Consider the following 12,235-nt stretch of genomic DNA (forward strand, 5'->3'; position numbering starts at 1 on the left):
GCGGGTACACCTGTCAGGTTGGCGATGATCGCCATAGTCGTTGTAGGTTGTCGTACAACGATAGCGCTATCATAAGCAGATAGCGCTATCATTCAAGTGCCGTTTAGCGTGTTTTCGAAAAATTTTTCAGGTGCTGGCGCGCTCGATCAGCTCGAAGCCAGTATTTATCTGGGTCGCGGATGAAGCATCGGCGCCAGAAAATCTTTTGAGCAAGGCTTCGGCGACCCTTTGGCCCATCGTTGCGGAATTGACACTGACGGTGGAGAGCGCAGGGTAGGCGAATTTAGCGTCCGTGATGTCACCGAATCCGAGTACGGCGATATCCTGGGGAACTCGTATACCTTGACTCGCCGCTTCAGCGAGCACGCCCAAGGCCACGGTGTCTGAGCTGCAGAAAACAAGTTGGGGGGCGACTTCATGTTGCTGGAGCCTTCGAAAACCTTCTCTACCAACTTCCCACGTCGCGGGCAGGGGTAAAATTTCAACAGGCACGTCGTGAAGGTCATAGTGCTTCAACCGTTCAATCAGGCTATTGCAGCGTCGAATACCTCTTGGATCATCCACGGTGATAACCGCAAATCGCCGGTAACCCTTTGCGAAAAAGTGGTCGGCAACCAGCTTTCCGACGGCTTCATGAGAAAACCCGACTTGTATGTCCAACGCCGTTTCACTCAGGTCCCAGGCCTCAACGACCGGAATGCCTGCTGATGCAAGCCGTTTGCGACTGGCTTCAGTGTGGAGAGTACCGGTCAGGACGATACCGTCTGGACGTCGGCCCAGAATGGCTTCAAGCAAGATTTCCTCTTTCTCCGGTGAATATCCAGTTGGGCCCAGGAGCGATTGGTAGCCTGCCTCGGTCAGCCGATCCATGATGGCTTGTACGGTGCCAGCAAATATGGAATTGGCAATGGTCGGAAGCACAATCGCAACCAGCCTGCTTCTGCTTGAGGCCAGACTGCCGGCCAAAAGATTGGGCACATAGCCCATATCGCGCACAACCTCCAAAACGTGTTGCCTGGTTACATCATTTACCAGCTCAGGTCGGTGCAAGGCGCGCGAAACGGTAATAGGCGAAACTCCCGCTTTAAGCGCTACATCAGCTACGGTGAGGGGAGTTTCAAAGTTGCCATTGGCGGAGGCAATCTCACGTTTCGACTTCTTGGCCACAAAGCACCCTACGTCACAACACGATAAGAACAATTCGTGATGTTAACGGGCTTTTCGCAGCCACACCATGGCGTTAGGTATTTGACTGGCTCTGCCGATTGCTGCCTGCCGAAGGTCTCCTGCTTGTCCATCGCAGTTTTTCAGCACGGTGGACACCCATCGACGTTGATATTCGCCAAGTGTTTGAGCTATGAGGTCTGGCTCGCCCCGAATCCTTATGCATGCAATTAGACCGGTCATGCACAAGCTTGAAAGGGAAACAGGCGCTTCTGTTCGGCGGTGTACGCAAGCTCTTAACAATTAGCAACTTCACTGGTGTGACCATGGCAGTCGAGTAGGTGCGCTTGATGTCGGATGATGAGTTGCAGGAGAAGGGGGGCCGTACGGACATGAGCGTGGGGCCGGCAACTTCCGCTCCCACCGCGACCGATTTGTCCGGCCCTCAGGCCGAGTGTACATTGCGATCCGTCCAACAGCCCATTTGTCCCAGGTCATGTCGACGACTGTGCGGGTAACGAAACTTCCGTCGAGCTTACTGTATCGCGGTGTTGGCTTGATCAATAGGACAGACGACATTGCCGGTAAAAGCTTAAAACTGGGCTGATGAGGGGCTATGAGGAATTGGTTTTGTGACTGTATTGTATTTTGGTCATTGCTTGTCACCCCATAGGGGGACAGGTAAGCTGGCGCCATGAATCAATCATCCTTCCCTTCGCGCAACGTCCGTGGCCCCGTCGACCATGAAATCCGGGCCCAGATTGTCGCTGCGGCGAATGAGCATTTCAGCCGCTACGGCTATGGCAAAACCACGGTCTCGGACCTGGCCAAGGCCATTGGCTTTTCCAAGGCCTACATCTATAAGTTCTTCGATTCGAAACAGGCGATCGGCGAAGCCATTTGCAGTAATTGCCTGGAGACGATTGTTGCGGCAGTGGATGAGGCTATCAGCGTAGAGTCCATCACCCCCACCGAGCGCTTTCGTCGCTTGGTGAAGACCGCGGTCGTCACCGGTGTCAGCCTGTTCTTCAACGACCGAAAGCTCTACGATCTTGCGGCCTCCGCGGCGTCAGAGAGCTGGCCTTGCGCCCAGTTCTACGAAGCCAGCATTCAGGCATTTGTGCGTCAGATCGTCTCTGATGGGCGTGAGCTGGGCGAGTTCGAACGCAAGACCCCTCTGGATGAAACGGTCAATGCGATCTGTCTGGCGTTGCGTCCGTACATCAATCCTTTGCTGTTGCAATACAGCCTTGATGGCGTCGAAGACGCGTCCACGAGCATCGCCAATCTGGTCCTGCGTAGCCTGATGCCTTGAGTCGCGACGGTACCAGCGCAGCCAGTTGCACTTGCAGCAGCGTATTCATCACAACATGCGTCGCGTCGATTTGATCGAAACGGGATAACGCTGTGCTCCTCGGTGAGGAATTCTTATCTTTGGTTTGTGACCATTGACTAAAATGGTTACTGGGTACAGAGTGAGCATCTCGATCCCTGCCAGAGGAACTGCTATGTCGAACGCTAAAGTTGTCCTTGTTACCGGTGTTTCATCTGGCATTGGACGTGCTGTCGCGCAATTGTTTGTCGAGCAAGGTTGCCAGGTGTTTGGCACCGTACGCCGCGCTACAACATCGGACCTATTGCCAGGTGTCGAGCTTGTCGAAATGGATGTTCGCGACGATGCTTCTGTCCAGCGCGCAATCGAGACTGTGATCGTTCAGGCCAAACGCATTGATGTGCTGGTCAATAACGCGGGCGGATCGTTGGTGGGCTCGGTGGAAGAAACGTCGATCGCCGAAGCCCAATCGTTGTTCGATACCAACGTGTGGGGCGCCTTGCGTACGACACAAGCCGTACTGCCGCATATGCGCGAGCAGCGATCGGGAAGAATCGTCAACATCAGTTCGGTACTGGGTTTTCTTCCTGCGCCGTTTATGGGCCTCTACTCGGCATCCAAGCACGCAATTGAGGGGATGTCCGAGACTCTGGATCATGAGGTTCGCAAGTTCGGTGTTCGCGTGGTGCTCGTCGAGCCGTCATTCACCAGGACGAACCTGGATCTCAACGCGCCGCAAGCGACTGACAAAATCCCGGCCTATGACAAAGACCGCGATGCGGTGACCCGCGCGATCATCAACAGTGTTCAGGGCGCACCAGGTCCCGACGGTGTAGCAGCAACGATTGTCGAGGCTGCCTTGGGCGCTTGGAAAATGCGCCGCACGCCTAAAGGCGAGGCCTCTCTTTTGCGCAAGCTGCGCCGTTTCATGCCGGCTGGCCCGGTCGACTCCAGCCTGAGAAAAACATTTGGCCTGAGCTGAATGTATGCACTCGGGTGGTGGTGACTGATAAGCCTCGAGTGCAGTTCCCGAGCCGGAAAGCTCGGCCAGCCCGGCTCCCTGCTGAACAGCAGGAGGACCGGGGAGGGGAATTGCTTCAGCGCGTAGCCACGGGTTGGGTTTCAATCGGCTGCCAGCCGCCACCGAGCGCCCGGAATGCCGCGACCGCTGCACGTGCCGATTCTGTCTGGGCCTGGGCCCTGGCGTCGGATGCCTGCAGCAGTGTTTCATCGGCGTGCAGGACGTCGATCAGGCTGGCCGAGCCTTTCTGATAAGCGATGAAGGACGACTGCCGAGCACGGGTCAAAGCGCTTTCACCTCCGGCCAAGGTTGTTGCCTGCGCCTCGCGGTTGACCAGCGCGGAGAAGGCGTTTTCGACGTCTTCGGTGGCACGCAGCACTGACTGGCGATAGGCGGCAAGCGCTTCGGCTTCCTCTCCTTTCGCCTGATCGATCTGCGCGTTGATACGGCCGAAATCGAAAAGCCTCCAGCGCAACCCCAGGACCCCCGAGGCCTGGCTGGCCCCGCTGGAAAACAGATGACCGCTGGAAACGGCTGTCGCGCTGCCGATCAAGGTGCCGAGCGAAAACTTCGGGTAGTACTCGCTGATCGCCACGCCGATCCGGGCGTTGGACGCCGCCAGTTTACGCTCGGCCACGATGAGGTCTGGCCGACGGCGCAGCAGATCGGCTGGCGTGCCGGCTGAGGTAATCTGCGGTGCCTGAGGAATCGTCCCCGTCTCAGCCAATTGAGCCCGGTGGGTGCCGGGAGGGGTGCCGAGGATGACGTCCAGTGCGTTCATCGCAGCATCCAGACCAGTGTTGAGGACCGGCACTGTCGCTTGAACCTGCGCAAGCGCCCCCTCGGTCTGGCGAACCTGAAATTCGGCGGCCAGCCCTTTGCCGTGGAGCAGTTGTACTTTCTCCAGCAGGTCTTGTTGGGTCTTGACCTGTCTATTGGCAATGGCCAGCCGGGCCTGCAGGCCACGCAGGGTGATATAGATGTCCGCAGTCTGCGCGGCGACGGCCAGGCGCGTCGCGGTGAAGCCGGCTTCGGACGCCTGGTATTCGGCCAGTTCCGCCTCGCGGCCTCGACGCAGGCCGCCGAACGCATCCAGCTCCCAGCTTGCGCCGAGGTTCAGTTCATACAAATTGCCATAGCGATCATAGCCAGGCGTCGAGTTGAGCACCTGGCCCATTGGCGTTTCGACGGACTGATAGGCGCGTGCGGCTTGTCCGCTGATGTTGCCCGACGGCAACAGGGCAGCGGTTGCCGCGCCCAGCCCCGCGCGAGCCTGGGCGACCCGTGCGGAGGCCTGGGCCAGATCGAGGTTCTGCGCAAGCGCCTTGGCGATGAAGTCACTGAGCAATGGATCACCGAAGCCTTCCCACCAGTTGGCAAAGTTTGCCGTGCGGGCTGCCGTCCTTTGTTGAACGGCGGATTGAGCCTGGTAGCTATCCGACAGCGGAGCGTCCGGACGCTGGTAGTCCGGTCCAACCGCGCAGCCCGCCATTAAGCTGGTGTTCACAAGCAGAGCAAGCGTACGGAGGGAAGGCATGAAGACTCCAGGTTTAGCCAGTTACTGTTCGTGACGATATTACCGATTGGTCACTCGTTGTCAATGGAGATGCATGGGGCTAAGCTGGAAAAATGACCAAACACATGCATGCACCCCAGATACGTGGGCCGTCAGACCATAGTGTCCGCGATCAAGTCGTGGAGGCTGCCACATTGCACTTTGGCCACTATGGATATGAGAAGACCACCGTGTCCGACATTGCCAAGACCATCGGCTTCTCCAAGGCCTATATCTATAAATTTTTCGATTCCAAGCAGGCGATCGGAGAGGTGATCTGTAGCAATCGTCTGGTCATGATCATGGCGATTGTGGATGCAGCGATCGAGGATGCACCGACGGCTTCCGAGAAGTTGAAGCGTCTGTTTCGGGCGCTGGCAGAGGCGGGTAGTGACTTGTTCTTTCATGATCGCAAGCTCTACGACATTGCCGCTGTTGCCGCTCGCGAGCAGTGGCTTCCTGCGCAGGCGCATGACGAGCGCTTGCGCCAACTGATCCGGAAAATCGTCCTGGAGGGGCGTGAGTCCGGGGAGTTCGAGGGGAAGACCCCTTTGGATGAAGCCGTCCTGGCGATCCACCTGATCATGAAGCCTTACGCCAATCCCGTGCAACTGCAATACAACCTTGATACGGCCTCGTCGGCGGTAGCGCTTCTATCGACGCTGATGTTACGCAGCCTTTCAGCGCAGTCGTTCTGATATTTTGTGACTGTTGACATTATTGGTCACTAGACTGAAGATGCATTCCTGTTCTATTTATTGAGTAGCGAACCATGCTTCGGCTAAAACCTGTTGCCGTCTGCTTAATGCCTCTCGTCCTGGCGGCGTGCGGTAATTCATCGACTGCCGTCGACGCACGCACCCAGCCCCCTCTGGTGAGGGTCGCGGGCGTCGAGAACTCGGTCGACATCGCACGTTCGTTCACTGGTGTTGTGGTCGCTCGCGTCCAGAGCGACCTTGGCTTTCGAGTGTCGGGGAAGGTCCAGGAGCGTCTGGTGGATGCCGGCCAGACGGTCAAGCGTGGTCAACCACTGATGCGCCTGGACCCGGTCGACCTTGGTCTGCAGGCGCGTGCGCAGCAGCAGGCAGTGGCCGCTGCACGGGCGCAAGCCAAGCAGACGGCGGATGACGAAGCTCGTAATCGCGAGCTGGTGGCGGCAGGGGCGATCTCGGCATCTGCATACGACCAGGCAAAGGCTGCGGCTGACACGGCAAAGGCGCAGCTCAGTGCTGCGCAGGCTCAGGCCGATGTGGCAAGCAATGCCATGGGCTATGCGACCTTGCTGGCCGACGCCGATGGCGTTGTGATGGATACCCTGGCCGAACCCGGCCAAGTCGTCGGCGCGGGACAGCCGGTCGTCAGACTGGCACGAGCGGGACAACGCGAGGCCAGCGTGGATTTGCCCGAAACGCTGCGCCCGGTCGTGGGTTCGGTGGCCCAGGCGACGTTGTACGGCAACGGCAAGGTAGCCACTGTTGCGAAGCTGAGGCTGCTTTCCGATGCCGCCGACCCGGTAACGCGCACCTTCGAGGCCAGGTACGTGCTGGAAGGGGAGCTGGCCAATGCGCCGCTCGGTTCGACCGTCACGCTTGATATCGCCCAGGACAAGTCGCCGGGGCAGGCGCTGCGAGTGCCTGTCGCGGCTGTTTTTGACGCGGGTGAAGGCCCCGGTGTATGGGCGCTTTCCGGCGAGCCGGCAAAAGTCTCGTGGCGTCCGGTCCAGGTCCTCGGTCTGGGCGATGACACGGCCACGGTCGTTGGCAACCTCAAGCAGGGCGAACAGATCGTGGCCTTGGGCGCGCATTTGCTGCACGAGGGTGCTGAGGTTCGGGTGGCGCAACAGGAACAGGTGGTCGCCAAGGGGAACCAGCCATGAGCGAGGGGCGTTTCAATCTCTCGGCCCTTGCCGTTCGTGAGCGATCGATCACCCTTTTCCTGATTTTTCTGATTACGGTTGCCGGTGTCCTGGCGTTCTTCGGCTTGGGGCGTGCGGAAGATCCTCCCTTCACCGTCAAGCAGATGACGATCATTTCTGCCTGGCCGGGGGCTACCGCTCAGGAGATGCAGGATCAGGTCGCCGAGCCGTTGGAAAAGCGCCTGCAGGAACTGAAGTGGTACGACCGCACGGAAACGTACACGCGGCCTGGGCTGGCGTTCACCATGGTGTCGCTGCTGGACACCACGCCGCCAGCGGAAGTGCAGGAAGAGTTCTACCAGGCCCGCAAGAAAATTGCGGATGAGGCGAAAACCCTGCCGGCCGGTGTCATAGGGCCGATGGTCAACGATGAGTTTTCGGACGTGACCTTTGCGCTTTTTGCGTTGAAGGCCAAGGGCGAGCCGCAGCGCTTGCTGGCCCGCGATGCCGAGTCGTTGCGCCAGCGCCTTCTGCATGTGCCGGGCGTGAAAAAGGTCAACATCATCGGCGAGCAGTCCGAACGTATCTTCGTGTCGTTCTCCCATGATCGGCTGGCAACGCTTGGGCTTTCCCCCCAGGACATTTTTGCCGCGCTGAACAGTCAGAACGTGCTGACGCCCGCCGGCTCGATCGACACCAAGGGACCGCAGGTATTCGTGCGCCTGGATGGCGCGTTCGACAAGCTCGAGAAAATTCGCGATACGCCGATTGTGGTGCAGGGGCGGGCGCTGAAGCTCTCGGATGTTGCGACGGTGGAGCGTGGCTACGAAGACCCGGCAACCTTTCTGGTCCGCAACAAAGGCGAGCCCGCCCTGTTGCTGGGTATCGTGATGCGCGAAGGCTGGAACGGTCTGGACCTGGGCAAGGCCCTGGATGCCGAGACGGTCAGTATCAACGACGGCATGCCGCTGGGCATGACGTTCACCAAGGTCACCGATCAGTCGGTGAATATCAGTTCGGCCGTCGACGAATTCATGATCAAGTTCTTCGTCGCGTTGCTGGTGGTGATGTTGGTCTGTTTCCTCAGCATGGGCTGGCATGTGGGTGTGGTGGTGGCGGCGGCCGTGCCGTTGACTCTCGCTGTGGTGTTCATGGTGATGGCCGCCACCGGCAAGAATTTCGACCGCATCACCCTGGGGTCACTGATCCTGGCGTTGGGCCTGCTGGTGGACGACGCCATCATCGCCATCGAAATGATGATGGTCAAAATGGAGGAGGGCTACGACCGGATCAAGGCCTCGGCCTATGCCTGGAGCCATACCGCCGCCCCCATGCTCGCCGGTACGCTGGTGACGGCTGTCGGCTTTATGCCCAACGGCTTCGCGCACTCGTCCGCGGGCGAGTACACCAGCAACATGTTCTGGATCGTGGGCATTGCCCTGATCGCGTCTTGGGTGGTCGCTGTGGCCTTCACGCCTTACCTGGGTGTGAAGCTGTTGCCGCACGTCAAAAAAGTCGAGGGTGGCCACGCGGCCATCTATGACACACCTCGCTACAATCGTTTTCGCCGATTGCTGACACGTGTCATTGCTCGCAAATGGCTGGTGGCCGGGGCGGTGATTGGCTTTTTTGTCGTAGCCATCCTTGGCATGGGCCTGGTCAAGAAGCAGTTTTTCCCCGCCTCTGATCGCCCCGAAGTACTGATTGAAGTGCAGATGCCTTACGGCACTTCCATAGAGCAGACCAGCACGGCGACGGCCAGCATTGAAGCCTGGCTGCAAAAGCAGGACGAAGCGAAAATCGTCACGTCCTATATCGGACAGGGTTCGCCGCGTTTCTACCTGGCAATGGCGCCGGAGCTACCCGATCCGTCATTCGCCAAAATGGTGGTGCTGACAGGTAGCCAGGAGGAGCGTGAAACCCTCAAGCACCGTCTCCGCCAAGCGGTGGCTGACGGGCTCGCGCCTGAAGCCCGTGTGCGGGTTACTCAACTGGTGTTCGGTCCATATTCTCCCTTTCCTGTCGCTTACCGGGTAATGGGCCCGGATCCCGCCAGGCTGCGTGAGATTGCCGGCCGGGTCGAGGCTGTCATGCGGGCAAGTCCCATGATGAGGACCGTCAACACCGACTGGGGGACGCGCATACCGACACTGCATTTCTCATTGGACCAGAACCGGTTGCAGGCGGTTGGGCTGACGTCCAGTACGGTCGGCCAGCAATTGCAGTTCCTGCTGTCGGGTATCCCGATCACGTTTGTGCGCGAAGACATTCGCTCCGTGCAAGTGGTGGGGCGTGCAGCGGGCGATATCCGCCTCGATCCGGCAAAAATCCAGGGCTTCACATTGGTGGGCTCGGCCGGCCAGCGGGTTCCGTTGTCGCAGATCGGCAGTGTCGAGGTGCGCATGGAAGATCCGGTCCTGCGCCGTCGTGACCGTACGCCCACCATCACGGTACGCGGGGACATTGCCGAGGATCTGCAGCCGCCGGACGTTTCCACGAAAATCCTGGACGAGCTGCAGCCGATCATCAGCACACTGCCGGCCGGATACCGCATCGAACAAGCCGGTTCGATCGAAGAGTCGGGGAAAGCCTCAAAGGCGATGTTGCCGCTGTTCCCGATCATGATTGCCCTGACGCTGCTGATCATCATTTTGCAGGTCCGCTCAATGTCCGCGATGGTGATGGTGTTCCTCACTGCGCCGCTGGGATTGATTGGTGTGGTGCCGACCCTGCTCATCTTCAATCAGCCGTTTGGCATCAACGCCCTGGTAGGCCTGATCGCACTGTCGGGCATCCTGATGCGCAACACGCTGATCCTGATCGGGCAAATCGATCACAACCAGAAAGAAGGGCTCGATCCATTCCATGCGGTTGTAGAGGCGACGGTGCAACGCGCCAGACCGGTACTGCTCACGGCGATGGCCGCCATCCTGGCCTTTATCCCGCTGACTCATTCCGTGTTCTGGGGAACCCTGGCTTACACACTGATCGGTGGGACATTCGGTGGAACCGTGATGACGCTGGTGTTCCTGCCGGCGATGTATGCCATCTGGTTCAAAATCCGTCCCGACACCAGAACCGAAGCACAGACAGCCAACTGAACGTCGACTCAGAATCAGGAGGGTCTCATGATGAATTCCAATGATCAAAAGCGAATCGTAGTCACAGGCGGCGGTATTGTCGGCCCCCTGGGATGCGGCACGGAAGAAGTCTGGCGCAGGTTGCTGGATGGCCGTTCGGGCATTCGCAGCCTGCCAGACGAGATCGGTGAGGGCACCGGCGTCGCAGTGGCGGGGCAAGTGCCGACACTGGAAGAGGATCCCGTTGCCGGTTATGCGCCCGACCGCATCATTGCGCCCAAAGAGCGCAAGAAGATGGACCGCTTCATCGAATTCGCGCTCATGGCCGCCCATGAAGCATTGGCGCAGGCAGGCTGGCATCCCACGGATGAAGCACAACAACAGCGGACCGCGACCATTATCGCTTCCGGTGTCGGCGGTTTCGGCGCGATTGCCGAGGCCGTACGGACCACGGATGCCCGTGGGCCGCGTAGATTATCGCCGTTCACCGCACCGTCATTCCTCGCCAACATGGCCGCGGGTCATGTCTCTATCCAGAACGGTTTCAAGGGCCCGCTCGGCGCGCCGGTGACGGCTTGTGCCGCTGGCGTACAGGCCATTGGCGATGCAGCGCGACTGATCAGAAGCGGGGAAGCCGATATCGCCATTTGCGGCGGCACCGAAGCGGCGATCGACCGGGTGACGCTGGGCTGCTTTGCTGCCGCCCGCGCGCTGTCCACCGGGTTTGCTGAGCGGCCACAGGAAGCATCGCGTCCGTTCGATCGCGATCGCGACGGCTTTGTCATGGCCGAAGGGGCAGGGCTATTGGTGATCGAGTCGCTGGAGCACGCGCTCGCCCGCGGAGCGACGCCCCTGGCGGAACTGGTGGGGTACGGCACCAGCGCGGATGCCTATCACCTGACCGCAGGGCCGGAAGACGGGAATGGGGCCCGGCGTGCCATGGAACAAGCGTTGCGCCAGGCGGGTGTCAGTGCTGGCGAGGTACAGCATATCAACGCCCATGCGACTTCGACGCAGGTGGGCGATAAGAGCGAACTGGCGGCAATCAAGTCCGTGTTCGGCGACCACTCAGGCGTGGCGATCAGCTCGACCAAGTCGGCCACGGGGCATTTGCTGGGAGCGGCGGGGGGCATCGAAGCGCTTTTCACGGTGCTGGCTTTGCGGGACCAGATCATTCCCCCGACGTTGAATCTCCTCAATCCCGACGAGGCCGCTAGTGGCCTCGACCTGGTTGGCCTGACGGCACGCAAGGCTTCGATCACCTATGCGCTCTCGAATGGATTTGGCTTCGGCGGCGTCAATGCCAGCGTTCTGTTCCGTCGTTGGGAGTCGGCGCCATGATCACGACGTAAATGTTCTGCGTAGGTTCTCGTCGTGAGTATCGATTCTGAATGTTCTGTTTCCCATAGAGGAAAAGACCGTGACTTCATTTTCCCGGCTGATTAATCAGTTTGACCCTGACAGGCCTTTCGCGGCCCCCGCCAATTGGCTGCAAGGCAGGACCGTATTTGGCGGGCTCTCCGCGGCTCTGTCGTTGCAGGCGGTGCGCTTGGTGAATGGTGGGCAACTGCCGCCGTTCAAGTCCGCCCAGGTGTCCTTCATCGGCCCGGTGACGCAGGCACAGACGTTCAATACCAGCGTCTTGCGCGAGGGTCGATCGGTCACCTCGGTGGCGGTTGACTGCATGTCGGGGGATGAACTGGCGCTACGCACGACGTTGTTGTTTGCCCATCCGCGTGCCAGTCGGATCCGGCACGACTCATGGGAATGTCCGTCGGTGGGTGGGCCCTCCGAGTACCAGACGCTGGAGCTGGACAGACGAGTTGCACCCGCCTGCGCCTACAACTTCGAGATGCGTCCGGCCGGCGGATCGCTGCCGGTGTCGGGTGCCGAAAATCCCGAACTGCTGATGTGGGTGCGTCACCTGGACGCCCAGGGGGTCGATCCGGCCGTCGCGTTGATCGCGCTGGCCGACAGCTTACCGCCCGCGGCCATGACCTGCTTTACCGAGCCGGCCGCCATCAGTTCGGTGTCCTGGACCATCGACTTGCCGCAACCTGCCGTGGTCGGCGAATGGTTCCTGATCAATTCGTTCAGCCAACAAACCCAAGAGGGCTATTGCGTCCAGGATATGGAGATCTGGGATGAAAGCGGTCTGCGCGTGCTGTGGGCACGCCAGACCGTGGCGATTTTCGCTTGAAGCCGAAAGAGCTGAGGCCACTGTTTT

9 protein-coding genes are annotated in these 12,235 nt (G+C 59.6%); 7 read left to right on the plus strand and 2 right to left on the minus strand.

What is annotated here, in order from left to right; genetic code table 11:
* Window positions 1-126: 126 nt before the first annotated feature.
* A complete protein-coding gene (locus tag QZH45_RS12795; protein WP_024778770.1) occupies window positions 127-1,167 on the minus strand; it encodes a LacI family DNA-binding transcriptional regulator in 1,041 nt (346 codons plus the stop codon).
* Window positions 1,168-1,858: 691 nt separating this feature from the next.
* Between QZH45_RS12795 and QZH45_RS12800 the strand changes: the two genes are divergently transcribed.
* Both QZH45_RS12800 and QZH45_RS12805 read left to right on the plus strand, forming a co-directional pair.
* Window positions 1,859-2,479 carry a TetR/AcrR family transcriptional regulator gene (locus QZH45_RS12800; RefSeq protein WP_024778769.1) on the plus strand — a complete coding sequence of 207 codons (621 nt, stop codon included), beginning with the start codon at window positions 1,859-1,861 and terminating at the stop codon, window positions 2,477-2,479.
* Between the two features lie 193 nt (window positions 2,480-2,672).
* Window positions 2,673-3,479, plus strand: coding sequence for an oxidoreductase (locus tag QZH45_RS12805; protein ID WP_024778768.1), 807 nt, complete (start codon window positions 2,673-2,675; stop codon window positions 3,477-3,479).
* A 115-nt stretch (window positions 3,480-3,594) separates the two neighbouring features.
* Here the strand turns inward: QZH45_RS12805 and QZH45_RS12810 are convergent, their stop codons facing one another.
* The gene (locus tag QZH45_RS12810) at window positions 3,595-5,055 is read right to left on the minus strand and encodes an efflux transporter outer membrane subunit (RefSeq protein WP_053193770.1); all 1,461 of its coding nucleotides are present in this window, start codon (window positions 5,053-5,055) and stop codon (window positions 3,595-3,597) included.
* Window positions 5,056-5,147: 92 nt separating this feature from the next.
* Between QZH45_RS12810 and QZH45_RS12815 the strand changes: the two genes are divergently transcribed.
* The 5 genes from QZH45_RS12815 (at window position 5,148) to QZH45_RS12835 (ending at window position 12,208) form a co-directional block, all read left to right on the plus strand.
* Window positions 5,148-5,771 carry a TetR/AcrR family transcriptional regulator gene (locus QZH45_RS12815; RefSeq protein WP_055135429.1) on the plus strand — a complete coding sequence of 208 codons (624 nt, stop codon included), beginning with the start codon at window positions 5,148-5,150 and terminating at the stop codon, window positions 5,769-5,771.
* Between the two features lie 74 nt (window positions 5,772-5,845).
* Window positions 5,846-6,949: an efflux RND transporter periplasmic adaptor subunit gene (locus tag QZH45_RS12820; RefSeq protein WP_055135428.1), complete on the plus strand. Its 1,104-nt coding sequence runs from the start codon at window positions 5,846-5,848 to the stop codon at window positions 6,947-6,949.
* On the plus strand, window positions 6,946-10,029 hold the full coding sequence (locus QZH45_RS12825) for an efflux RND transporter permease subunit (protein WP_053193762.1): 3,084 nt from the start codon (window positions 6,946-6,948) through the stop codon (window positions 10,027-10,029). Before QZH45_RS12820 ends, QZH45_RS12825 begins: the two co-directional genes overlap by 4 nt.
* A gap of 27 nt (window positions 10,030-10,056) precedes the next feature.
* A complete protein-coding gene (gene fabF, locus QZH45_RS12830) occupies window positions 10,057-11,349 on the plus strand; it encodes a beta-ketoacyl-ACP synthase II (protein ID WP_199275592.1) in 1,293 nt (430 codons plus the stop codon).
* Between the two features lie 79 nt (window positions 11,350-11,428).
* The gene (locus QZH45_RS12835) at window positions 11,429-12,208 is read left to right on the plus strand and encodes a thioesterase family protein (RefSeq protein ID WP_055135427.1); all 780 of its coding nucleotides are present in this window, start codon (window positions 11,429-11,431) and stop codon (window positions 12,206-12,208) included.
* Window positions 12,209-12,235: the final 27 nt, after the last annotated feature.

Source organism: Pseudomonas corrugata (genome assembly GCF_050920615.1).
Taxonomy (GTDB): domain Bacteria; phylum Pseudomonadota; class Gammaproteobacteria; order Pseudomonadales; family Pseudomonadaceae; genus Aquipseudomonas; species Aquipseudomonas corrugata.